The organism is Paractinoplanes maris, assembly GCF_023544465.1.
Lineage (GTDB): Bacteria > Actinomycetota > Actinomycetes > Mycobacteriales > Micromonosporaceae > Actinoplanes > Actinoplanes maris.
On the sequence record NZ_JALPVL010000011.1, the window covers coordinates 375,053 to 397,183 of the forward strand.

The window sequence follows — 22,131 nt, forward strand, 5'->3', positions numbered from 1 at the left end:
ATGCGACGCAGGACGCTGCTCGGCATCGGGGGCGTGGCGATGCTCCCCGGGCCGGCGTTGGCCGCCGGGCCGGCCCCGGCCCGAGGGAAGCGTTGGATCCACACGTGGACGGCGATGCCGCAGCTCACCGAGCCGGGCAACCTGCCGCCCGCGCCCTTCACCGGCGAGAGCGCGGTGCTGGTCGACACGACGCTGCGGCAGACCGTGCACGTGACGGTCGGCGGTCCCCGCGTACGCGTGCGCTTCTCCAACGCGTTCGGCGGCGCCGCCCTGCCGATCACCGCGGCGGCGGTGGCTCACCCGGTCGGCGGCCGGGCCGGCGTGTCCGGGATCGTCCCCGGTTCGAGCCGCCCGCTCACCTTCGGCGGGCGGCGCTCGGTCACGGTGCCGGTCGGCGCGCAGATCGTCTCCGACCCGGTGCCGCTGCCGGCCGGGCGCGGCCAGAACCTCACCATCACGGTGTACCTGGCGACCGGCCAGGCCACCCTCAACCTCACCTCGCACCCCGGGTCGCGCACGACCTCGTACCTCGTCAACGGTGACCATCACGCCGAGCCGGACCTGCCCGGCGCGGCCGCCGTGGCGCACTGGTATCTGATCAGCGGCGTCGAGGTCGAGTCGGACGGGCCGGCGCTGGCGATCGTCGGGGACTCGCTCACCGACGGGCGAGGGTCCACGACCGACGGGAACGACCGGTGGCCCGACCAGCTGTTCGCCCGGGGGCCGCGCGCGGCCGTGCTCAATCAGGCGGCCGGCGGCAACCGGGTGCTCAACGACGGGCTCGGGCCGAGCGTGCTGGCCCGGCTCGACCGCGACGTGCTGGCGACCAGCGGGGTCGACCGGATGTTGCTGTTCGAGGGGGTCAACGACATCGGGACGGCCCCGGCGACGGTGGCCGACCAGAAGGCGGTGCTGGACGACCTGCTGGTGGCCTGCGAGCAGATCGTGCTGCGCGCGCACGCGGTCGATCTACGGGTCTACGGGGCGACGATCACCCCGTTCGGCGGCAACACCGGCTATGACGACGCCGGCGGCTTGCGCGAGGCCACCCGTACGGCGGTGAACGCGGCCGTCCGGCGCCGGGGCCTGTTCGACGGGGTGGCCGACTTCGACGCCGCCGTCCGCGACCCGGCCGTCCCCCGTCAGCTGCGGCCGGACTACGACACGGGCGACCACCTGCACCTGAACCCGGCCGGCTACCGGGCGATCGCCCAGGCGGTGCCGCTGCGCTGGCTGAGCTGACCGCGGTGAGAGACTCGGCCGGTGACATTCCGGGGCTGGCCGAGTGAGGCCCTCGAGTTCTACGACGGGCTCGAGGCCGACAACTCCAAGACGTATTGGACCGCGCACCAGGCTTTCTACGAGGAGCGGGTGCGCGGGCCCATGCGAGAGCTGCTGGCCGAGCTGGAGCCGGAGTTCGGGAGCGGCAAGATCTTCCGGCCCTATCGGGACGTGCGCTTCAGCAAGGACAAGTCGCCCTACAAGACGCACCTCGGGGCGTGGCTCGACATGGGCGGATACCTCCAGCTGTCGGGCGCCGGGCTGGCCGCGGGCTGTGGGCTCTATCAGATGGAGAAGGAGCAGCTCGAGCGCTACCGGCGGGCGGTGGCCGACGACCGGGCCGGGGCTGAGCTCGAGGCGATCGCGGGCTCGGTGGGCGTACACGGGCACGGGTCCTTGAAAACGGCACCGCGCGGCTACCCCCAGGATCACCCGCGCGCCGACCTGTTGCGGCACAAGGGTTTGACCACGTGGCGGGAGTGGGAGCCGGCGGCCTGGCTCGGGACGGCGGCCGCCAAGAAACGGATCGTCGACTTCCTGCGGGCGAGCCGCCCGCTGCGCGATTGGCTCGACGCGAACGTGCGGTGACCTCACGCCTTAAGCTGCCCGGCATGGCTTTGCGACCGGACGAGTTCCATGCCCATGCCCTCGCGGCGACGGACGACGAGAAGCGGCTGCCCCTGTCGCGGATGACCATGTGGGAGGTCAGCCCGTTCGATCCGGCCGGCCTGCTGGTGTCGCCGCTGCGGGAGCCGGTGCTGCCCGAACCGCCCCGGCACGGTGAGGACCCGGCCGACTGCCAGTCGTGCCGCGGCCGCGACGAGGGGCTCTGGCTGAACGACCGCTGGCGGCTGACCCGCATCGCCAAAGCCGGCGTGCCGCTGATCCTCATGCTGCATCCGCGCGACCACCACGACCTGGCCGACCTGCCCGACGAGCTCGCGGCCGAGCTCGGGGTGCTGACCAAGTACGTCGCCAAGCACATCCAGGCGCTGGCGCACGTCTCCCGGGCGCACGTTTATCGCATCGGCGACGGCGGTGCCCACCTGCACATCTGGTTCTTCGCCCGCCCCGAGGGCCAGGCCCAGCTGTACGGCTCGTGGCTGCCGGTCTGGGACGACCTGCTCCCGGAATACCCGGACGCGGTGGCCGCGGCCGACGCCGAGCTGGTGGTGGACGCGCTGATCACCTCGTCCGGCGGCGCCCGGCCCTGACTCTCACCGAATCCGGTGGCCGTAGCGGCGGGCCAGATCGTCCAGGTCGGGCTCGCCGTAGAGGTCGACCATCGCGGCGAAGCGGGGCGCCTTGTCCGGCCCGAAGCGGGTGAGCGACGCGGCGTACGACGTGGCCGTGTTGAAGCGCGGCGGCGTCGTCTTGCTGTGGAACTTGTCGGCGTACATGACCAGGGCTTCCTCGGCGGTCTCGGCCACGTAGTCGTCCGGCGGCAGGGGGAGGCGCTGCTCGAGCACGTCGTCGCGGGTGATGCCGACGCCGGTGTGATGCGAGCAGATGCGGGCGAGCGGCTCCGGCAGATCCAGCGCGCGCAGCAGCTCGTGCCCCAGAAGGCCGTGCCTGAGGTACGCCTCGCCGGGCGCCAGCCGATGCACGCCGACGTCGTGCAGCAGCGCCCCGGCCCGGACGAGATCCCGGTCCTCGTCGGTGAGCAGCCGCGCGGCGATCTCGCCGACGATCAGGCAGTGCGTCCAGACCAGGTCGAACGCCGCCCGGTCGGGAGCGAGCCGCTCGTGCAGGGCGCGGATCTCGTCGTCGCTGGGCAGGTCCACGCACCGAAGGCTACGACAGCGGAGACGGCGCCGGCCGGATCACCGGGCGATGCGGGCGGCCGCCGCGACCGGGTCGAAGCCGAAGGGCAGCTCCAGGCGGTGGGCGTGCAGCAGGGCCTCGTCGGCCAGCACGCCGGGGGTGGGGGCGTCGGCGACGATGCGCCCGGCGTCGAGGATCACCGCGCGCGGGCACAGCTGCAACGCGTACGGAAGGTCGTGGGTCACCATCAGGACGGTGACCGGCAGCGGCTCGAGGATCTCGGCCAGCTCGCGGCGGCTGGCCGGGTCGAGGTTGGACGACGGCTCGTCGAGGACCAGGATCTCGGGGCGCATGGCCAGCACGGTGGCGACGGCGACCCGGCGGCGCTGGCCGAAGGACAGGTGGTGCGGCACCTGGTCGCGGTGCTCGCTCATGCCGACCGCGGCCAGGGCCTCGTCGACGCGAGCCGTCAGCTCGGCACCGCGGACGCCCAGGTTCTGCGGGCCGAAGGCGACGTCCTCGGCCACCGTGGGCATGAAGAGCTGGTCGTCCGGGTCCTGGAAGACGATGCCGACACGGCGGCGGATCTCGGCCAGGCCGGCCCGGTCGGCCGGGTCGACGCGGGCGCCGGCGACGTCGATCGTGCCCCCGCCGCCGTGCAGGATGCCGTTCAGGTGCAGCACCAGGGTGGTCTTGCCGGCCCCGTTCGGGCCGAGCAGGGCGACCCGTTCGCCGGGGGCGAGGGTGAGGTCGACGCCGTGCAGCACCGCGGTGCCGTCCGGGTAGGCGAAGTGCAGGCCGGCGACGCGCAGGGCCGGTGTCTCGGGGCCGCTCATGGGATTCATGATCCCAGGGCGGCAGCCAGCGCGATGCTCGCGGTCGCCACCGGCAGAACGGCCGCGGCGGCCCACTGCCCGGCCGGCGCCCGGCGGTCGTCGGTCTGGGGGAGCCGCCCGGCATATCCGCGCGACACCATGGCCAGGTAGACCCGCTCACCCCGCTCGTAGGCCCGCAGGAACAGGGCCCCGACGCTGACCGCGAACGCCTTCACCTGCCACAGGAAGCGGGGGTCGTAACCCCGGGCCAGGCGGGCGATCCGCATCCGGCGGGCGTCGTCGGCCAGCACGTCGAGGTAGCGCAGCATGAACGTGGCGATCTGGGTGAACACGGTCGGGCAGCGCAGCCGGTCGAGCCCGAGGATCAGGTCGCGCATCGTCGTGGTCGCCGCCAGCAGCAGCGACGCGACCACCCCGAGCGTGCCCTTGGCGAAGATGTTCCACGCGCCGTGCAGCCCGTCGACCGAGAGCGACAGGCCGAGCCAGTCGACCCGCTCGCCGTGCCCGGCGAACGGCAGGGCCACCGCGAGCAGGACGAACGGCAGCTCGATGGTGGCCCGCTGGGCCAGCCACAGGCCGGGGACCCGGGCCACCGCGGCGACCACAAGGAGCAGCACCGCATAACCACCGAAGGCCCAGAACTCCGTACGCGGGGTGAGCACGACGATGATCGTGAAGAGCAGCACCGCGGCGATCTTCACCTCGGGCGCGAGGCGGTGCACCGGGCTCACCCCTTCGAGGTGCAGCGGGTGGGCGTGCCCGGCGCCCACCTCAGGCGTCCTGGTCCTGGGCCGAGCGCCGCCGCGCGACCCAGAACAGCCCCGCGCCGATCCCGAAGGTGATCAGCACCCCGGCCGTCCCGGCCAGCGCCGTGGACAGGAAGCTGTTGTCGATCCCCTTGATGCCGTAGTCGGCCAGCGGCGAGCCGGCCAGCTGGTGCTCGCCCTCCTGCTGCGCGATGCAGGTGCCGCCGGTGATCTCGCCGTCGGCGTTGAACGTGCAGCCCTCGCGAGCCGTCGCGTCCAGTCCGTCCGGGTTCGACGAGGCGAAGTTGCTCACCACGCCGGCCAGCAGCAGCGCCACGAGCAGGCCGCCGGCCAGGAACCAGCCCAGTCGCTTGGTCATGCGGTCACTCCGACCTCGGGAACGGTCACCGGTTTGCGGAACCGGCGCAGGGCATAGACCAGGTCGGGCCGGACCTTGGCCACGGTAGCCACGGTGGTCGCCGCGATCAGCCCCTCACCGATGCCGATCAGCACGTGGACTCCGGCCATCGCGCCCGACACCCAGGGCAGCGACAGGTCGGTGGTGCCACCCAGCGCGTACTCGAGCACGAAGCCCTGCGACGCGACCACCACCGAGATGACCGAGGCGATGAAGGCGGTGACGGCCAGCCCCGAGGCGGTCTTGGGCAGGATCCGCAGCAGCCCCGCCACCAGCAGGTAGCCCGCCGCCGTGCCCAGCAGGGCCATGTTGGTGATGTTGAGCCCGAGCGCGGTCACCCCGCCGTCCGAGAAGACCAGGCACTGCACGATCAGGACGGTCGACACGCACAGCGCCCCGACCCACGGCCCGACCAGGATGACGGCGAGCGTGCCCCCGAGCAGGTGGCCCGAGACACCCGGCAACACGTTGAAGTTGAGCATCTGGACCGCGAAGATGAACGCCGCGACCAGCCCGGCCATCGGCGCCAGGCGCTCGTCCAGGTCGTGGCCCGCCTTGCGCACACAAACCGCGAGCGCGGCGATGGCCAGGACCGCGAACACCGCCGACACCGGCCCGTCCACGATCCCGTTGGCGATGTGCATCGCCGTCGTCTCCATGACGCCCCCTCACAAGCGATCAAGGATTGTCTACCGCTATTGCGAAGTCTTGGCAATTGAACAGCGGATGGCAACTAGGAGTTCCGTGCATCACGTTCGAGGGGACGGACGTTTCAGAAGAGCGCCAGCTGACCCGGTGTGGGCTCGCGCCGGGTGGCCAGGCTGCCGCGGAACACCCAGGGACGGAACTCCGGCGTGGGATCGGCGTCGGGGGCGGTGGGCGGATCGCCGCCGGTCAGCGCCCACAACGACGGCCCGAGGTTGATGCCCCGCGCGCGCAGCGCCCGCCGCATGACGGCCATGCTCAGCGGCAGCCGGGCCCCGCTGAGGTCGGGGATGGGCAGGTCGTGCCGCATGCTCATCAACCGGCGGTTGCGCTCGACGGTCGACCGGGCCTCATCGGCGGTGAAACTGGTGGCGGCATGCGCCCCGACGGCCTCGCGGACCAGGTCGACGCCGGCCTCCCAGGCCGCCTCGAGGGTGCCGAACGCGGCCAGCAGCTTGGCCGCCGTGGTGGCGCCGAACCGCCGGACGCCGTGCAGGTTGTCGGACGGGTCGCCGCGCAACGCCGCGAAATCCCGGTATTGCCAGGGGTGCACGCCGTAGAGCGCGGGCAGCCCGGCCGCGTCGATCAGCACCGCCTCGTCGAAGCCACCGTTGCGCACCCGCAGCACCGTGGTCGACTCGTCGATCAGCTGGAAGGCATCACGGTCGCTGGTCATCAGCACCGAGCGCCACCCACCGGCCCGGGCGGTCGCCGCCGCGCTGGCCAGGACGTCGTCGGCCTCCCAAGCCCGCGGCACCACGACGCAGACCCCGGCGTCGCGCAGCAGACCGGGCGCGGCCAGCAGCTGAGCGGTCAGATCCTCGGCCTTGTCGGGGCGGTGGGCCTTGTAAGCCGGGTAGTCGGTGCGCCGGGCCGACTCCTCGGGGCAGTCGAAGCCGACCACCACCGCGTCGGGCCGCAGGTGGGCGGCGGCCCGGGCCAGATAGCCGAAGAAGCCCCGCAACGCCCAGATCGGGTTGCCGTCGTCGTCGACCCAGCCGTCACCCGCGCCGGCGTGATAGGCACGGTGGAGCAGGCTGTTGCCGTCGAGGACGAGCACGAGGGGGTCGGGGCGCGGCACCTGACAGAGACTACGCCGGGGGTGCGACGCTTTCCCGCTCCACGAGCGCCGGTGCGATGATCCGCCGGTCGCCGCCGGTGGTGCCCTGGGCGATCTGGGCCAGCAGGAGCTCCAGGCTCGCGGTCGCCGCGGCGTCGAAGTCGGGCCGGATCGTGGTCAGCGGGGGTGTGTAGAAGGCCGCCTCGGGCACGTCGTCGAAGCCCACGATGCTCACGTCGGCCGGCACCCGGCGCCCGTGCTCGTTGAGCGCCCGCAGCAGCCCCAGCGCGATGTGGTCGTTGGCCGCGAAGACCGCCGTCGCCTCGGGCAGCCGGGCCAGCAACTGCCCGTGCCGGTAGCCCGAGGCGGCACTCCAGTCGCCGGTGAGCAGCGGCGGGACCTCCCGCCCGGCCTCGCGCAGCGCCGCCTCCCAGCCCTGGACCCGCCCGGCCGCGTCGAACCAGTCGGCCGGCCCCGAGATGTGCCAGACCGACCGGTGGCCGTGCCGCAGCAGGTGCTCGGTGGCGGCCCTGGCCCCGGCCACCTGGTCGACCGTGACCAGCGTCGAGGACTGCTCCGGGTCGCCGTCGATGGTCACCAGCGGCACGTCGTCCGGCAGCTTGGCCAGCGCCGGCGCGGCCGAGGCGACCGGCGCGATCACCACCAGCCCGGCCACCCGCTGGTCGAGGTGCCGCTCGACGGCCTCGGCGATCGACCGCTCGTCCAGGTTGCGCACGCTGCCCACGTTGACCGCGAAGCCGGTGGCCTGCGCGGCCTCCTCGAACGCGGTGAGCATCGACGCCGGCCCGTAGAGCGAGGAATTCTGCGCGACCACCCCGATCACCTGGGACGTGCCGGTGACCAGCGCGCGGGCGGCGCGGTCGGGGCGGTAGCCGAGCTCGGCGATGGCGGCCCGCACCTTGAGCCGGGTCTGCTCGCTGACGTTGGGATGCTCGTTGAGCACCCGCGACACGGTCTGGTGCGACACCCCCGCCAACCGGGCCACGTCCATCATGCCCGGCGGGCGCCCTCGCTTCACGCTCATCCGCGGCAGCATAAACCGAACGGGTGCCCGCTTCAGTCCGGTCGATCCGCGAAGGCGGCCCAGGGGTCCTCGCGGGGCGGCGCCGCGGATCGCGGTTCGTCGATGGCTGGTCGGGCCCCGCGCGCCGCGGCGTAGGCGGCCAGGGCCGTCGTGATGGGCACGGCGGTGATCAGGCCGATCGTGCCGACCGCGCTGCGCACCAGCTCCTGAGCGACCAGCTGACCGGTGAGCAGCTCGCTCACGGGTGTCCCGCCGGCCGCGAAGAGCAGCATCAACGGCAGCGACGCGCCCGCGTAGGCCAGCACGATCGTGTTGATGACCGACGCGATGTGCGCGCGGCCGATCCTCGTCGCCGCGCCGTAGAGCTGCCGGAAGCCGTACGCCGGGTTGGCCTGGGACAGCTCGGCGACGGTGGCCGACTGGGTGACCGTCACGTCGTCGAGCACGCCCAGCGACCCGATGACGATGCCGGCCAGCAACAGGCCTCGCATGTTGATCTCACCCTCGGTGATGCTGAGGAAGTTCGCCGTCTCGTCCGCCACACCGGACAGATGGGTGCCCGCGGTGGCCGCCGCGGACAGCAGAGCCGTGATGGTCAGGCTGGCCAGGGTGCCCACCACCGCGATCGAGGTGGTGACGCTGAACCCGTGGGTCAGATAGAGCACGGTCAGCATGATCGCGGCCGCGCCGACCACGGCGACCAGCACCGGTGACTTCCCGTCGAGGATGGCCGGCACCACGAAGAGCAACAGCACGACGAACGTCAGCCCGAGCCCGGCCAGCGCGGTGACGCCCCGCCACCGCCCGAACGCTATGACGGCCAGCGCGAACGCCGCACCGAGCAGCCACAGCTCCCGGCCGCGCTCGTGGTCGACGATCGAATAGGTCTCACTGACCCCGCCCTCGCCGTCGAGCAGCCGCAGCAGCACGATGTCGTCGCCCGGCTCGACCCGGACCGCTCCCGGCCCGTTCGGGATGTCGGCAGTGACCTCCGAACCGTCGGCGAGCCGCACCTCGACCGTGCCGCAGACCTGATCGGCGGGGACCGCGTCGTCGCCCGGTGACGCGGCGCAGGGAGCCGGCGTGACGGCCTGGACCTCGCCCGTGTATCGCGTCAGCCCCTCGGCCGGCTGGGCCGGGGGCGACGACGAACCGGGCCAGAGCAGCAGAAGGCCGAGCACGGTCAGCAGCGCCGCCGGAACGAGGAAGAGCAGCGTGAGGCGCCGGGCGCCGGCCGGACCACCCGGCAACGGCCCGTGGTGGTGAGACATGCCGCCCAGGGTAGGGCAGCGGTCGGCCGCCCCGGACGGCAAGGCACTATGGGCGGCTCGGAAAGGGAGTAACGGATGAACCGGTGGTCGTCAGTTTCCGTACGGCAGGCCGTGGGGAACGTTTGGCACCGCCGGCTCGCGGCCTGGCTGCTCGCGACCGGACTGGCCGTCGTCGTGTCCGTGCTGTCCTGGCCGGCGTCGCCCGCGAGCGCCCACGCCATCCTCACCCAGGCCGCCCCGCAGCAGGGCGCGATCGTCAAGGCCGCGCCCGAGCAGGTCGTCCTGCGCTTCAACGAGGCGATCCAGGTCATCCCCGGGCGCACCCAGGTGATCGGCCCCGACGGCAAGCGGGTCAACGTGGGCGACCCGGCGCCGCAGCAGAACGGCATGACCATCAAGCTGCGGCCCGCCGACCGCCCGCTCGGCACCTACCTGGTCAGCTATCGCATCGTCTCGGCCGACAGCCATCCCATCTCGGGCGCCTTCACGTTCTCGGTCGGCGCTCCCTCGGCGAGCGCACCGTCCGCACCCGACGAGGGGGTCGCCCCGTCGGTGCGGACCGCCACCGCGGTGTCCAAGTTCTTCGGGTACGGGGGCCTCACGCTCGCCGTCGGCCCGGTGCTCTTCCTCGCGTTGTGGTTCCGCAGTCGCGCCCTGGTCACGATGGCCCGCGCGGGTCTGGCCCTGGTCGCGGTGAGCACGGTCGCGGCGATCTGGCTGCAGGCACCGGCGTCGTCCGGAGCGGGCCCGTTCGACGTGTCGGCCGGCGAGCTCGGGCAGGTGCTGAGCAGCTCGTTCGGCATCACCATGACGGCCCGCCTGGTGCTGCTGGGGGTGGCCGCCGCCCTCGTGGCCCGGGTGCACCGGCGGGCCGGGCGCGGGCCGGCCGCCGTACTCGTGGGCCTGACCACGGCCATCCTGGTGACCTGGCCGCTGACCGGGCACTCGGTGGCCTCGCCGCCGGCCTGGTTGCTGGTCACGGCGGACACGGCCCACCTCGCGGGCATGGCGGTCTGGCTCGGTGGCCTGGTGGTGCTCACCGCGGTCGTGTTGCGCGAGGCCGGGACCCGGCAGCTGCGGCTGATCCTGCCGTCCTGGTCGCGGTGGGCCGCGCTGGCCGTCTACTGGCTCGTCGCGGCGGGCGTCCTGCAGGCAGTCGTGCAGGTCGGCAGCGTGGACGCCCTGGTCAAGTCGGATTACGGCCGGCTGTTGCTGATCAAGACGGGCCTGCTCGTGGTGGTGCTGGGCGTCGCCGCGTGGTCGCGCCGGCTGGTCCAGCGGGGGACCGCGGTGGCGAGCCCCGGGCGGTTGCGGCGGGCGACGGCGGCCGAGGTGGGCATCACCGCGCTGGTGCTGGCCGCCACCGCCGTACTCGTGCAGACCAACCCCGGTCGTGCGGTCGACGTCGAAGCGGTGGCCAGCGCCCGGGCCCGCGGTTTCGTGACGACCCTGACCAGCAAGCTCTACTCGGTGCAGTTCGAGGTCTTCCCGGCCGCCGTGGGCGAATACAACACGCTGCACGCCTTCGTCTACACGCCGGAGGGCAAGCCGCTGAAGGTCCTGGAGTGGAAGGTGACGCTCGCGCTGCCCGGCCAGGGGGTCGAGCCGATCCCCAACGAGGTGGCGTCGATCCTCGGCAACCAGGGACTGGGCAACCTGACGTTCCCGTTCGCCGGCGAGTGGCAGCTGTCGATGACGCTGCGGACGTCCGAGATCGACCAGGCGACGGTGACCACCACGATTCCGGTGCGATAAGTACGCTCAGCCCATGGATGCGACCGACAAGGTGCGCCGGGTCTGGGACCGATCGGCCCCCTCGTACGATCGTCAGATCGAGCTGCTCGAGCGGATCTGGTTCACCGGTGGCCGCGAGTGGATCGGCGCCCGGGTCGAGGGCCGCATCCTCGAGGTGGCCGTGGGCACGGGCCGCAACCTGCCGCACTATCCGGCCGGCGCCACGATCAGCGGCATCGAGCTGAGCCCGGCCATGCTGGCCATCGCCCGGCGGCGGGCGGCCGGCCTCGGTCATGCGGCTGACCTGCGGGAGGGCGATGCGCAAGAGTTGCCGTACGCCGCCGGCAGCTTCGACACGGTGGTCTGTGCGCTGTCGCTGTGCACGATCCCCGACCCGCGGGCCGCCGTGGCCGAGATGCACCGCGTGCTGGCCCCGGGCGGCCGGCTGCTGCTGGTCGATCACATCGGGAGCACCTGGCCCCCGATCCGGGCCGCTCAGTGGCTGCTCGAGCGCGTGACGATCGCGACCGCGGGCGAGCACTTCACCCGCCGTCACCTGGCCACGGTCGTCGACGCCGGTTTCGAGGTGGTCGAACGCGAACGGCTCAAGGCGGGCAGCGTCGAGCGGATCCACGCCCGGGTCTGAGTGTGCTCCCATGGAGCCATGCTGATCATCCGGTCCGTGCTGCTCTTCGTGCTCGCCGCGGTCGCCGAGATCGGTGGCGCGTGGCTGATCTGGCAGGGCGTCCGGGAGCACAGAGGTCTGCTGTGGATGGGCGCGGGAGTGATCGCGCTCGGCGCGTACGGTTTCGTGGCGACCCTGCAGCCGGACGCCAACTTCGGCCGGATCCTGGCCGCCTACGGCGGTGTCTTCGTGGCCGGGTCGCTGGCCTGGGCCATGGTCGTCGACAAGTTCCGCCCGGACCGCTACGACGTGCTCGGTGCGGTCATCTGCCTGATCGGCGTCGCCATCATCATGTACGGCCCACGCGCCGGGACCGGCTCTTGACCCGCGTCGGCGTCGTTGCCCTCCGCTGATAGCGGTCCTCCGACTAGAAGAAGACTGCGAGCACGCCCGCGGCGACCGCGACGATCGCTACTGTCTCGGCTGTCAGTGCGCCGACCAGCAGATACGCCCTCCTGTTGTTGACTCGTTGTAATTTTTCGAGGATATCTGCTCTGACGGCCACAACTTCGATCGCTGTGTTTTGCCCTGGCGTGGCCCAGGGAGTGCTCACATAGGCTTTGAGTGAATTCGCGTCGAGCGAAGCCGCGCTGCTCTTCTGCGGCCAGTTGAGGGAGACGGCCGCGACCGCTGCTGAAACGAAGAAGGCGAGGGCGCCGGTCAGCGACCATCGCGATACGGCCGGCAGAGCGAAGCCGTCGGCTTTGGTAATAGTCGCAACCAGAGCGAACAGCAACGTCACCAGTGTTCCGGACGACGCCACGACCCAGGCTCCGCGTTGTTCGAACGAAGTCTTTCGGCCTCGCTCCAGGTCGAGTTCCTGATCGATAAGCTTGGCGAGAATCTCCCCGTGCGACAACTCGCCCATCAGGATCGGTCGTGACTGGGCTTGAGCGGCCTGAGTGGCCTGAGGCCGGCTGGGTGCCAGACCTGCACCGTCCAGGAGGGAAACTGTGGCATTTTGATCGCTGAATGCAGTTCGGCCGGCTGGTAGCGCTGAGCGTTCGCGACACGGTCGACGGCGGCGCCGAACGACTGCACGTCCTGCTCGGAGTCGATCGCCGCCTCCCACTCGCCAACGATGTCGCCCAGTAGGTGGTAAAGGTTCGTGGTCTTCTCGAGACGGAGGACACGAACCTCCTGTTCCCGCAACATCGTCAGTGCCAAGCAGGGCAGCATCTGCTCCGGCAAACCGAAGAACAGGCGCGTCTCCCTTGCGGTCTCCGTTCCGCGCCGCTGCGCATCAGAGAGCTTGCCCTGCCGTCGGAGTCGACGGACCCGGGCCCTCCAGAACTCCTGCGCCCACTCAGGCGGCGCGCCTCCCGGCATAGTCAACGTTCCGGCCCGAATCTCAACACTTTCGTCCTCAATGAATACGCCGGGTCGGTCCGCTGCGACTGCGACGTTGGGTTTCTTGTACGGCAGGATGACAAGTATGTGTTCTCCGGTCAGGTCGTCGATGCTTACGTGGTCTTCCCAAAGCTGCTGTTGCACCTCTCGGGCGTCGGCGGTCCGGGCGATGAGCACCGCAAGGCAGGGGTAGTTGCTCGCAGATGAGGCATTGATGGCGTCAGCGAGAAAGTTGGAAATTGCGTCGTGATGCGTTGCGGTGACCCGATCCACCGCGTATCCGACATCTCCGACCAAGGTGGCGGGTTCGTCTCCGAATATGTCCGAGCCAGGTGTCTGGCCGGGGGTCATTGCCGAGTCGTGTTCGGGCCCGATCACCCAATCGTCACGTGACATCAGACCACGCTCCTCGCGTCTTAGGAGTGCATCTTTCTCGTGATGAAGTGGGAGCGTATGGAACTGCACACGATCCGACACGTCAGGAAGGGACTGGGCGGACGCCAGATCAGGCCATCCGCTGATCGCGGTACCCAGATTCGAACAACGGACTGGACGCAGTCCACAGGGAGCCGGGGTCGGCCGGCTCCCTGTGGTCCGCTCGGGTCAGGTCAGACCAGCGGACAGGTGTTGCGGTAGTCGGAGACCGAGACAGTCGACGGGCCCGGGCAGATGAACTGGTCGTAGCGGGTGTCGTTGTCGACGAAGCGTTTCAGCCAGGACACGGCCAGGCGCGCCGTGTACGTGTTGGTCGTCTGCGGGAAGAAGTGGCTCGCGTTGTTGAGCTCGAGATACGCCTTCTCCGTGGCCGACGGGATGGAGTTGTAGAAGGGGATCGAGTGCGACGACACCGGCGCGACGGTGTCGCTCTCGCCGCCCACGATCAGGGTCGGCACCCGCACACTCGACCACGACTTGGTCCCGTTCCAGGGCGCCAGCGGCACGGCGGCCTGCAGCGACGGACGGGTCCGGGCGGCCTCGAGGCTGCCGCCGCCACCCATCGAGTGGCCGGCCACGGCCAGGCGCGTGGTGTCGATGCGCGAGCGCACCGAGCTCGACCGGGTCAGGTAGTCGAGCGCGGCCAGCAGCTGGGATCCGCGCGAGGCGGGCTGGTCCAGCAGCGTGTTCGTCTCGATGCCGATCACGACGAACCCGTGCGACGCGATGCGCGGGCCCAGCCAGGACAGACTCGACCAGGTGGCGGTGAAGCCGGGCGAGATGGCAACCGCGCCGAAGGTGCCCTGCGTGGTGGTCGTGGGGTAGTAGATGACGCCACCACCGAAGCCGCTGACCAGCGACGACACGTTCTGGCTGGCCGTGGCGAACGGACCGCGGCTGGCGTCGAGCGCGGCCACCGTCGGGGCCGGACCCCGCTCGTACGGGTTGTCGGCGGCCTGAGCCGGCGCGGCGCCGAGACCGACGGCCAGAACCGCCGCGGCGGCCATCGCGAGGACGAACCGGCGGGGCCGGCGTGAATTGCGAACCTGCTGCACCTGACACGCTCCCGGGGGATAGGGAATTGATGGCGGTCAGTGTTTGTGCGGTTTCGGCGAGTGCGCATCGGCGAAACCACCAGCCTTCGGGGACGACGGTGGGCAACAGCCTGTTAACACGGTGGAAATTTCATCAAACGAAAAGTGGTCGTCGATGTCTTCCGCACCGGGGCCTGGATCGCCACACTCGCGACATGCTTGTTGCACCGAGAGTGCACGAAGTTACTCCGGCGCCGCCCGGCCGTGACGCCGAGCTGGTCATGGTCCGCGCGCTGATGACGGCCGGCGCCGGTGGCGCGCTCGTCCTGGCCGCCGGGCCGGGGGAAGGGCGGAGCACGCTGCTCCGGGCCGCCGGCGCGATGGGCACCGCCTCCGGCTGGACGGTGCTGGAAACCCGCGGGTACGCCGACGAGACCGGGTTTCCCTACGCCGGACTGCAGCGCCTGATCGAGCCGCTGGCCCACCTGGTGCCCGATCTGCCGCCCGAGTGGGCCGGGGCGCCGGCGGAGATCATCGCCGGGCACGAACCCGCCGCCGGTCCGCTCGGCGCCGGTCTGGGCACGCTCGCCCTGCTGCGCCTGGCGGCCGGACGGAGACCGGTGCTCTGCCTGGTGGACGACGCCGACCTGCTCGACGCCGCGTCCTGGCAGCAGATCCGGCTCGCCGCCCGCCGTCTCGATCACGTGCCGGTCGTCATCCTGGCCACCGTCGGCGTGGACGCGCGCGGGCAGGCGGCGTCGGCCGATCTTCCGGTACGACGTCTGCCCGCGCTCGACGACGAGGCCGCCCAGGAGCTCCTGATCCGCCTGGTGCCCGACCTGATCCCGGACGCCGCGGCGGGTCTGCTCGACCTCGCGGCGGGCCATCCCGGCGCCCTGGCCGACCTCGCGGCGGCTCTCACCCCGGAACAGCGGCGCGGCTTCGTCCCGCCTCCCACCGCCCTGCCGGCGGACAGCACGGTCCGGGTCCGGGGCCGCGCCGCGCTCGCACTCCTGCCTGGCCCGACCCGCTTGCTGCTCCTGCTCGCCGCATCCGATCCAGGCGCCACCGCCGGTGAGCTCGCGGAGGCCGCGGCCGTTTTCGCCGAAACCCCGGCCGTTTTCGTTGAGACCCCGGCCGTTTTCGCCGGGACCCCGTCGGTCGGGCGGGCCGGGCCGGCGGCCTTCACCGCGGCTGGGAACGCTGGGCTGGCGGCGTTCGGGCCGGCCGAGAACGCCGGGCTGGTCGAGGTCTCAGCGGCGGGGGTGCGGTTCGCGCCCGCGGTGCTGCGGACGGTGGTCTGTGCCGAGGCGCCGATCGCGCAGCGGCACGCCGCTCATCGGGCGCTGGCCCGGGTGCTGGCCCGGCGCGGTCTGCGGCTGCGGGCGTTGCTCCACCGCGCCGCCGTCGCGCCCGGCGTCGATGAGTCTCTCGCCCGGGAGCTGCTCGAGGCAGCCGAGGGTGCGCCGGCCGGCCAGGCGTTCGCGGCGCAGCGGCACGCCGCCGACCTGAGCGGGGACCCGGCGGTGGTGAGCCGGGCGTTGCTCGCGGCGGCCCGGTCGGCCATGGCAGCCGGGCGGCCACGGGATGCCCGGCCCCTCCTGCGGCGCGCTTCGCAGGTGCGGGGCAGCACCGCCGTACGGGCCCGGGCCCGGGGGCTGATCGCCGAGATGCGGGTGCGGCGGGCGCCCGCCGAGTCGCGGGACGTGTTGCTCGAGGTGGCCGCCGAACTGATGACCGCCGACCCGGCCGGGGCGCTGGACGCGATGCTGCTGGCGAGCGAGGCGTGCGGCCGCACCGGTGAGCCGTCGCGTTATCCGATGCTCGCGCACCGGCTCGCCGGCCGGCTGCGGGACGGGTCCCCGGCCACCGAGATGGCGGTGCACCAGATGGTCGGGCTGGCCGACCTGATGACCGGGCAGGACGACGCCGCGTTCGGGCATCTGGGTGAGGTGCTGCGGCTGGCCGAGCACTCCACCCACCCCGGGGCGCTGGTGCGGGCGGCCAGTACCGGCATTCTGCTCGGGCGCGATGACCAGGCGGCGCGGCTGGCGCGCAAGGGGGCGGCCCTGGCCCGTACGGCGGGAATTGTGCCTTTGATCCCCGAGGCCCTGGAAGTGGCCGCCTTCGCCGAACTGGCCGCCGGGAACTACGACCTGGCCACCGAGGCCGCCCTCGACGGGGTGGCGGTCGCCCGGGGAGCGGGACTGCCCGAACTGGCCGACGCGCACCTGGCCCTGCTCGGCCTGCTGGCCGCGTTTGTCGGCGACAGCGTCAACGGCCGGGCGCGGATGGCCGCGGCCACCGCCGGGCACGCGACCGGCGGGGTGCGCGCCCTCGGCGACTGGGCCGAGGCGCTGCTCGATCTGGTCGCCGGTCAGCCCGGGGCGGCGGCCGAACGGCTCGGTCGCATCGCGCGCGGCGGCGGCTCCATGGCCCTGCGGGTCGCGATCGCCCCACACCTGGTCGAGACGACCGGGCGGGGCGGGGAGGACTTCGAGCGCTGGGCCGGGCGCACGGGTCAGCCGGGCTGGCTGGCGCTGCGCAGCCGGTGCCGTGCGCTGACCGGCGCCGAGGGCGCCGACGACCACTTCCGCGAGGCGCTGCGCTGGCACGCGAGCGCGGGCGACTCCGGGTTCGTGCGGGCCCACACCGAGCTTCTGTACGGGCGGCATCTGCGCCGCCGTCGCCGGCCGGCCGAGGCCCGCGACCACCTGCGCTGGGCCGTGGCGACCTTCCACCGGCTCGACGCCCTTCCCTGGGCCGAGCAGGCGTCCCGGGAACTGCGCGCGGCGGGGGAGCGGATCGGCCCGGTCGGCCGTGCTCCCCTCACCGCCCAGCAGGAACGGATCGCCGGCCTGGTCGCCGAGGGCGCGACCAACCGCGAGGTGGCCCAGCAGCTGCACCTGAGCCCGCGCACGATCGACCATCACCTGCGCAACGTCTTCGCCCGCCTCGGCGTCCGGAGCCGGACCGAGCTGGCCCGGCTCCTGGCCGGTTAGACCTTCTCGACCGTCACCGGGGTGACCAGGCGGCGGTCGCGGTCGGCGACCACGCGCAGGTCGCCGGTCAGCGTGACCCGGCCCGCGCAGGGCAGGTCGGACGCCGACGTGCCGACCAGCACGTCGAGCTCGCCCGGCTCCACGACGCGCGAGTAGTCGCGGCCGGTGAACGCGGTGCGGTCGGCGTGCACCGTGAACGTCACGTCCTTGGCCTCGCCCGCCTCCAGCGGCACCCGGGCGAAGCCGGTCAGCTGCTTCACCGGCCGCGTCACCTGGGCGACCAGGTCCTTCAGATAAAGCTGGACGACCTCGTCGCCCGGCCGGGAGCCGGTGTTGCGCACCCGTACGGTCACCGTGAACTCGCCGTCGGTCGGCACCGACTCGGCGCTGATCCGCAGGTCGTCGACCTCGAACGAGGTGTACGAGCGGCCGTGCCCGAACGGGAACAGCGGCGTCGGGTCGAGGTTGCTGACCCCGGTGTTCTCGGCCCCCAGCGCCGGCTGCAGGTAGGTCCCGGGCTGGCCACCCGCGTGCCGCGGGATCTGCACGGGCAGCTTGGCCCCCGGGTTGACCCGGCCGGTGAGCACGCCCGCGATCGCCGCGCCGCCCTCCTCGCCGGGCATGAACGCCTGCACCAGGCCGGCCGCCCGATCGGCGAACGCCCCCAACGCGTACGGCCGGCCCGACACCACGACCACGACCACCGGCTTGTCCGTGGCGAGCAGCTCCTCGATCAGCTCGGCCTGCACGCCCGGCAGCGTCAGGTCCTCCGCGTCGCAGCCCTCACCCGACGTCCCGTGCCCGAACAGGCCCGCGAGGTCACCGACCATCACGACGGTCAGGTCGGCCCCGCGCGCGGCCTCGACGGCGGCCGCGAAGCCCGACTTGTCGTCGCCGATCACGGCACAGCCCTGTTCGTACACGATTTCGCTGCCCTTAAGTGCAGACCCCAGCGCCTCGACCGCGGTCGGCACCTCGATGCCGAGCCCGGCGTCGGGGTAGCGCGGCAGCACGTGGTTGGGGAAGGCGTAGCAGCCCATGAACGTCCGCGGGTCGGCCGCCGCCGGGCCGATCACCGCGACCCTGGTCAGGTCCGGGGAGAGCGGCAGCGCCGAGCCGGCGTCGAGCAGGATGATCGAGCTCTCGGCCAGTTCCCGGGCGAGCGCCCGGTTCGATGCCGAGTCGAGATCCGTCCGGTCGGCCGCGACGACCGACTTCTCGGGCGTCCAGTCGGCGTCCAGCAGGCCGAGCTCGACCTTCTGGGTCAGCAGGCGGCGGACCGCCCGGTCGATCAGCTCCTCGGGCACCCGCCCGATCAGGTCGGTGCCGAAGCCCAGCGTGTCCGGCAGTTCGACGTCGATGCCGGCGGTCAGCGACTGGACGCCCGCGTCGACCATGTCGGTGGCCACGTGGTGGGTGCTGGCCAGGAACGGCACGGCCCAGTAGTCGGAGACGACCGTGCCGGTGAAGCCCCAGCGGTCGCGCAGCACCTCGGTGAACAGCCACGGGTCGGCCACCGCGGGCAGGCCGTCGATGTCCGAGTAGGAGTTCATCACCGAGCCCGCGCCGGCCTCGCGGATCGCCGTCTCGAAGGTGGGCAGGATGACGTCGAGCAGCTCGCGGCGGCCCATCGGCACCGGGCCGTGGTTGCGGGCGCCGCGCGAGGCCGAATATCCGGCGAAGTGCTTGAGGGTGGCGATCACGCCCGCGCTCTGCAGACCGCGCACGTAGCCCGCACCGAGCAGGGCGACCAGGTAGGGGTCCTCGCCGATGGTCTCCTCGACCCGGCCCCAGCGGTAGTCGCGCACGACGTCGAGCACGGGGGACAGGCCCTGGTGGACACCGACCGCGGCCATGTCGCGGCCGATCGCGGCGGCCATCCGCTCGACCAGCCCGGGGTCGAAGGTGGCGCCCCAGGCGATCGCGGCCGGATAGACCGTGGCGCCGAAGGTGGTGAAGCCGGTCAGGCACTCCTCGTGGACGATCGCGGGAATGCTCAAGCGCGAGTTGGCGAGGACGATGTGCTGCTGACGGACCACCTCGGCGGCACCCTGAGAGGGGGTGAGCGGATAGCTTCCATAGACACGCGTGAGGTGACCGAGGCCGTGCCGGCTGGCCTCATCGAGGGGTATGGTGCCCGATGCGGCGAAAACGTCCTGCATGGGCGCGACGTTGAGGGTTTCCTCAGGGTCGACCTGTTCCTCGTCCTGCATGTCGTTTCCGACCCAGCGGCTGCCCAGCTGGCCTACCTTCTCCTCGAGGGTCATCTCGGCGAGCAGGGCGTCGACACGCTCGGCAACGGGTAGCGCCGAGTCCTGCCATGGCTTGTGTGCCGGATGTGTAGTCACGGCGGAGCTCCTCAGTCGTGCCTCAAATGTTCCGAAACTTTCAGTGTTTGCACAGGGCTTTCTTTCGGTGCTGGATGATCTTAAGCAGGGCCTTGTGCGCAGGTGGCGATGGCGTCCACTCTTGCGGTGGGAGCGCGACCACAGCAAGACCCTTGACATGATCACCGCGAAACCCTACGTTAACGAAACCTCGTGTTAATTTGCGGTTGTCGAGCGAAAGTTGCAGCCTCTGTGACGCGGATGACGCGCTCGGAGGCATACCAGCACCACGGCGATCCTCTCGCCGCCACCGAGGCGGCACTTCGAGTTCGGAGATCAGCGTGACCAATAACCCGATTTCCCGGCGCAACGTCCTCGGCCTCGCCGCGGGCGCGGCCGGCGCCGCGGCGCTCGCCGCCTGTGGCAGTGACGGCCCGAGCGAAAGCGGCGGCGGCACCAGCAACGGCGGCGGTGGCGGCACGGCGAGCTACTGGTCGCTCAGCGGCCCGCCCGGCGAGCCGGTTCGCAAGGCCGCGATCGAGCGGTGGAACAAGGCGAACCCGGACTCCAAGATCACCACGAACTTCTTCCAGAACGACGCCTACAAGCAGAAGATCAAGACCTCGATCGGCGCGAACCAGGGCCCGACGATGATCTGGGGCTGGGGCGGTGGCGGCCTCAAGGAGTACGTCGGTTCCAACCTGGTCGAGGACCTGACCGACTGGTTCGGCCAGAACGCGGCGGTCAAGGACAAGATCCTGCCCTCCTCGTTCGGCGCGGCCACCGTCAACGGCAAGATCTACGCGATGCCGATCGAGACCGTGCAGCCGATCGTCCTGTTCTACAACAAGAAGGTCTTCGACAAGGTCGGCGTCCAGCCGCCGAAGTCGTGGGGCGAGATCATGGCCCTGGTGCCGCAGTTCAACGCGCAGAAGATCGCGCCGTTCTCGCTGGCCGGTCAGTCCCGCTGGACGAACATGATGTGGCTCGAGTTCCTGCTCGACCGCACCGCCGGCTCCGAGGTCTTCGACCGCGTCTTCGCCGGCGAGAAGGATGCCTGGAGCGACCCGGCCGTCCTGGACATGCTGACCAAGATCCAGGACCTGGTGAAGGCCAACGGTTTCCAGAAGGGCTTCTCGTCGACCACGGCCGACTCGAACGCCGACCAGGCGCTGCTCTACACCGGTAAGGCCGCGATGATGCTGCACGGCTCCTGGTCGTACGGCATCCAGACCGCCCAGGGCGGCAACTTCGTCAAGGACGGCGGCCTGGGCTGGATGAACTTCCCGGCCGTCGAGGGTGGCAAGGGCGACCCCAGCAACACGGTCGGCAACCCGGGTCAGTACCTGTCGATCTCGGCCAAGGCCACGACCGAGGCCAAGGACATCGCGAAGAAGTTCTTCTCGACGACCCTGGTCGACGACGAGGAGAAGGCGGGCTGGGTCAAGTCCGGTGGTGTCCCGGTGCTCAAGGGCAGCGAGAGCCTGTTCACCGGTGGTGACGCCCAGTTCCTCAAGGACATGGCCGGTATCGCCAACGGGGCCAAGGTGTTCGCGCAGTCGTGGGACCAGGCGCTGAGCCCGACGGCGGCCGAGACGCTGCTGGACAACATCGCCAAGCTGTTCCAGCTGCAGGTCAGCCCGCAGCAGTGGGTCGACAGCATGAACGGGGTCATCGGCAAGTGACGACGATCGCTCCGCCCGTCGTACGGACGAAGGAGCCCACCAAATACAGCGGCGGGCGGAGCGGTCCCGTCCTCTGGATGGCACTGCCGGCGTTCATCTGGTTCGTCGCCTTCGGTGTCGTCCCGCTGTTCGGTGTGCTCGCGCTCAGCTTCACCACCTGGAACGGTCTCGGCACGATTCAGCCGTCCGGCCTGACCAGCTGGAAAGCCACACTCTCGGACCCGGGGCTGCCGCACGCCCTCTGGGTGACCTTCCTGATCATGGCGTTGTCGTGGGCCGTGCAGACGCCCATGTCGATTCTGCTCGGGGTTTTCATCTCGACGCGCAAGCGTTACCGCGAGTTCCTGGCCGTCCTGTTCTTCATCCCCCTGCTGCTGTCCTCGGCGGCCATCGCGATCACCTACAAGTCGCTGCTCGACCCGAACTTCGGTCTGGGCACCGGCCTGGGCGTCTCGTGGCTCAATCAGGACTGGCTCGGTAACTCGACGCTGGCCATGGGCGTGCTGATCTTCATCGTGTCGTGGCAGTTCATCCCGTTCCACTCGCTGATCTATCAGGGTGCGGTGCGGCAGATCCCGACGTCGATGTACGAGGCGGCGCAGATCGACGGGGCCGGCCGGTGGAAGCAGTTCTGGAGCATCACGCTGCCGCAGCTGAAATACACGATCATCACCTCGTCGACGCTGATGGTGGTCGGCTCGCTGACGTTCTTCGACCTGATCTACGTGCTGACCGCCGGTGGCCCCGGTGACG

The 22,131-nt window shown here is 71.4% G+C and carries 21 protein-coding genes; 9 read left to right on the forward strand and 12 right to left on the reverse strand.

All coding sequences use genetic code 11. The features are described 5' to 3' along the window. From NAG42_RS31185 to NAG42_RS31195, 3 genes are read left to right on the forward strand one after another with little or no spacing between them, the layout of a single operon-like run. The gene (locus NAG42_RS31185) at positions 1-1,242 is read left to right on the forward strand and encodes an SGNH/GDSL hydrolase family protein (RefSeq protein ID WP_250035476.1); all 1,242 of its coding nucleotides are present in this window, start codon (positions 1-3) and stop codon (positions 1,240-1,242) included. 21 nt (positions 1,243-1,263) lie between these two features. Then, entirely contained in the window at positions 1,264-1,869 is a 606-nt protein-coding gene (locus tag NAG42_RS31190) for a DUF2461 domain-containing protein (protein ID WP_250035477.1), read from the forward strand. Between the two features lie 23 nt (positions 1,870-1,892). After that, positions 1,893-2,495, forward strand: coding sequence for an HIT family protein (locus NAG42_RS31195; RefSeq protein WP_250035478.1), 603 nt, complete (start codon positions 1,893-1,895; stop codon positions 2,493-2,495). A 3-nt stretch (positions 2,496-2,498) separates the two neighbouring features. On the opposite strand, the gene NAG42_RS31200 is transcribed toward NAG42_RS31195, so the two are convergent. The 8 genes from NAG42_RS31200 to NAG42_RS31235 all read right to left on the reverse strand — a co-directional run bounded on the left by NAG42_RS31200 (position 2,499) and on the right by NAG42_RS31235 (position 9,126). Continuing rightward, entirely contained in the window at positions 2,499-3,065 is a 567-nt protein-coding gene (locus NAG42_RS31200; protein ID WP_250035479.1) for an HD domain-containing protein, read from the reverse strand. A gap of 39 nt (positions 3,066-3,104) precedes the next feature. Next, on the reverse strand, positions 3,105-3,881 hold the full coding sequence (locus tag NAG42_RS31205; protein WP_250035480.1) for an energy-coupling factor ABC transporter ATP-binding protein: 777 nt from the start codon (positions 3,879-3,881) through the stop codon (positions 3,105-3,107). A gap of 5 nt (positions 3,882-3,886) precedes the next feature. After that, a complete protein-coding gene (cbiQ, locus tag NAG42_RS31210) occupies positions 3,887-4,651 on the reverse strand; it encodes a cobalt ECF transporter T component CbiQ (RefSeq protein ID WP_250035481.1) in 765 nt (254 codons plus the stop codon). A 1-nt stretch (position 4,652) separates the two neighbouring features. Then, the gene (locus NAG42_RS31215; RefSeq protein ID WP_250035482.1) at positions 4,653-5,006 is read right to left on the reverse strand and encodes a PDGLE domain-containing protein; all 354 of its coding nucleotides are present in this window, start codon (positions 5,004-5,006) and stop codon (positions 4,653-4,655) included. Beyond that, positions 5,003-5,704, reverse strand: a complete 702-nt coding sequence (locus NAG42_RS31220) for an energy-coupling factor ABC transporter permease (protein WP_250035483.1) — start codon at positions 5,702-5,704, stop codon at positions 5,003-5,005. Before NAG42_RS31220 ends, NAG42_RS31215 begins: the two co-directional genes overlap by 4 nt. Before the next feature lie 113 nt (positions 5,705-5,817). After that, positions 5,818-6,831, reverse strand: a complete 1,014-nt coding sequence (locus tag NAG42_RS45130) for a 5'-3' exonuclease (RefSeq protein WP_250035484.1) — start codon at positions 6,829-6,831, stop codon at positions 5,818-5,820. A gap of 10 nt (positions 6,832-6,841) precedes the next feature. Beyond that, positions 6,842-7,855 (reverse strand): LacI family DNA-binding transcriptional regulator, encoded by a 1,014-nt coding sequence (locus tag NAG42_RS31230; RefSeq protein ID WP_438872474.1) that lies wholly within the window; start codon positions 7,853-7,855, stop codon positions 6,842-6,844. A 32-nt stretch (positions 7,856-7,887) separates the two neighbouring features. Then, the gene (locus tag NAG42_RS31235; protein ID WP_250035485.1) at positions 7,888-9,126 is read right to left on the reverse strand and encodes a YibE/F family protein; all 1,239 of its coding nucleotides are present in this window, start codon (positions 9,124-9,126) and stop codon (positions 7,888-7,890) included. 75 nt (positions 9,127-9,201) lie between these two features. On the opposite strand from NAG42_RS31235, the gene NAG42_RS31240 reads away from it, so the two are divergent. Genes NAG42_RS31240 through NAG42_RS31250 form a run of 3 tightly spaced genes read left to right on the forward strand, consistent with a single transcriptional unit; the run spans position 9,202 to position 11,869 of the window. Continuing rightward, positions 9,202-10,881, forward strand: a complete 1,680-nt coding sequence (locus tag NAG42_RS31240; RefSeq protein ID WP_250035486.1) for a copper resistance CopC/CopD family protein — start codon at positions 9,202-9,204, stop codon at positions 10,879-10,881. Between the two features lie 13 nt (positions 10,882-10,894). After that, on the forward strand, positions 10,895-11,506 hold the full coding sequence (locus NAG42_RS31245) for a class I SAM-dependent methyltransferase (protein WP_250035487.1): 612 nt from the start codon (positions 10,895-10,897) through the stop codon (positions 11,504-11,506). A gap of 18 nt (positions 11,507-11,524) precedes the next feature. After that, positions 11,525-11,869: a YnfA family protein gene (locus NAG42_RS31250; RefSeq protein ID WP_250035488.1), complete on the forward strand. Its 345-nt coding sequence runs from the start codon at positions 11,525-11,527 to the stop codon at positions 11,867-11,869. A 43-nt stretch (positions 11,870-11,912) separates the two neighbouring features. Here NAG42_RS31250 and NAG42_RS31255 read toward each other — a convergent pair whose 3' ends face one another. The 3 genes from NAG42_RS31255 to NAG42_RS31265 form a co-directional block, all read right to left on the reverse strand. After that, entirely contained in the window at positions 11,913-12,413 is a 501-nt protein-coding gene (locus NAG42_RS31255) for a hypothetical protein (RefSeq protein WP_250035489.1), read from the reverse strand. Continuing rightward, positions 12,413-13,291, reverse strand: coding sequence for a hypothetical protein (locus NAG42_RS31260; protein ID WP_250035490.1), 879 nt, complete (start codon positions 13,289-13,291; stop codon positions 12,413-12,415). The genes NAG42_RS31255 and NAG42_RS31260 overlap by 1 nt, the downstream gene beginning before the upstream one ends. Before the next feature lie 212 nt (positions 13,292-13,503). After that, on the reverse strand, positions 13,504-14,337 hold the full coding sequence (locus NAG42_RS31265; RefSeq protein WP_250035514.1) for an alpha/beta hydrolase family protein: 834 nt from the start codon (positions 14,335-14,337) through the stop codon (positions 13,504-13,506). Between the two features lie 242 nt (positions 14,338-14,579). Here NAG42_RS31265 and NAG42_RS31270 point away from each other — a divergent pair, with 242 nt between their 5' ends. Beyond that, complete coding sequence (locus NAG42_RS31270) at positions 14,580-17,366, forward strand: helix-turn-helix transcriptional regulator (RefSeq protein WP_250035491.1); 2,787 nt, start codon at positions 14,580-14,582, stop codon at positions 17,364-17,366. Here the strand turns inward: NAG42_RS31270 and NAG42_RS31275 are convergent. Then, positions 17,363-19,714 (reverse strand): glycoside hydrolase family 3 N-terminal domain-containing protein, encoded by a 2,352-nt coding sequence (locus NAG42_RS31275; protein ID WP_250035492.1) that lies wholly within the window; start codon positions 19,712-19,714, stop codon positions 17,363-17,365. The two genes, NAG42_RS31270 and NAG42_RS31275, sit on opposite strands and share 4 nt — an antisense overlap. Before the next feature lie 320 nt (positions 19,715-20,034). On the opposite strand from NAG42_RS31275, the gene NAG42_RS31280 reads away from it, so the two are divergent. Both NAG42_RS31280 and NAG42_RS31285 read left to right on the forward strand, forming a co-directional pair. Next, positions 20,035-21,378, forward strand: a complete 1,344-nt coding sequence (locus NAG42_RS31280; RefSeq protein WP_250035493.1) for an extracellular solute-binding protein — start codon at positions 20,035-20,037, stop codon at positions 21,376-21,378. After that, a partial coding sequence (locus NAG42_RS31285) for a carbohydrate ABC transporter permease (RefSeq protein WP_250035494.1) occupies positions 21,375-22,131 on the forward strand: 757 nt, incomplete at its 3' end. The genes NAG42_RS31280 and NAG42_RS31285, both read left to right, overlap by 4 nt.

What these genes read in the sequence shown, in the direction of transcription:
- NAG42_RS31265 (WP_250035514.1), bottom strand. Translation starts at nt 14,337, where the DNA reads ATGGCCGCCGCGGCGGTTCTGGCCGTCGGTCTCGGCGCCGCGCCGGCT.
- NAG42_RS31250 (WP_250035488.1), top strand. Translation starts at nt 11,525, where the DNA reads ATGCTGATCATCCGGTCCGTGCTGCTCTTCGTGCTCGCCGCGGTCGCC.
- NAG42_RS31195 (WP_250035478.1), top strand. Translation starts at nt 1,893, where the DNA reads ATGGCTTTGCGACCGGACGAGTTCCATGCCCATGCCCTCGCGGCGACG.
- NAG42_RS31230 (WP_438872474.1), bottom strand. Translation starts at nt 7,855, where the DNA reads ATGAGCGTGAAGCGAGGGCGCCCGCCGGGCATGATGGACGTGGCCCGG.
- NAG42_RS31215 (WP_250035482.1), bottom strand. Translation starts at nt 5,006, where the DNA reads ATGACCAAGCGACTGGGCTGGTTCCTGGCCGGCGGCCTGCTCGTGGCG.
- NAG42_RS31260 (WP_250035490.1), bottom strand. Translation starts at nt 13,291, where the DNA reads ATGTCACGTGACGATTGGGTGATCGGGCCCGAACACGACTCGGCAATG.
- NAG42_RS31205 (WP_250035480.1), bottom strand. Translation starts at nt 3,881, where the DNA reads ATGAGCGGCCCCGAGACACCGGCCCTGCGCGTCGCCGGCCTGCACTTC.
- NAG42_RS31220 (WP_250035483.1), bottom strand. Translation starts at nt 5,704, where the DNA reads ATGGAGACGACGGCGATGCACATCGCCAACGGGATCGTGGACGGGCCG.
- NAG42_RS31235 (WP_250035485.1), bottom strand. Translation starts at nt 9,126, where the DNA reads ATGTCTCACCACCACGGGCCGTTGCCGGGTGGTCCGGCCGGCGCCCGG.
- NAG42_RS31240 (WP_250035486.1), top strand. Translation starts at nt 9,202, where the DNA reads ATGAACCGGTGGTCGTCAGTTTCCGTACGGCAGGCCGTGGGGAACGTT.
- NAG42_RS31185 (WP_250035476.1), top strand. Translation starts at nt 1, where the DNA reads ATGCGACGCAGGACGCTGCTCGGCATCGGGGGCGTGGCGATGCTCCCC.
- NAG42_RS31270 (WP_250035491.1), top strand. Translation starts at nt 14,580, where the DNA reads ATGCTTGTTGCACCGAGAGTGCACGAAGTTACTCCGGCGCCGCCCGGC.
- NAG42_RS31255 (WP_250035489.1), bottom strand. Translation starts at nt 12,413, where the DNA reads ATGGGCGAGTTGTCGCACGGGGAGATTCTCGCCAAGCTTATCGATCAG.
- NAG42_RS31245 (WP_250035487.1), top strand. Translation starts at nt 10,895, where the DNA reads ATGGATGCGACCGACAAGGTGCGCCGGGTCTGGGACCGATCGGCCCCC.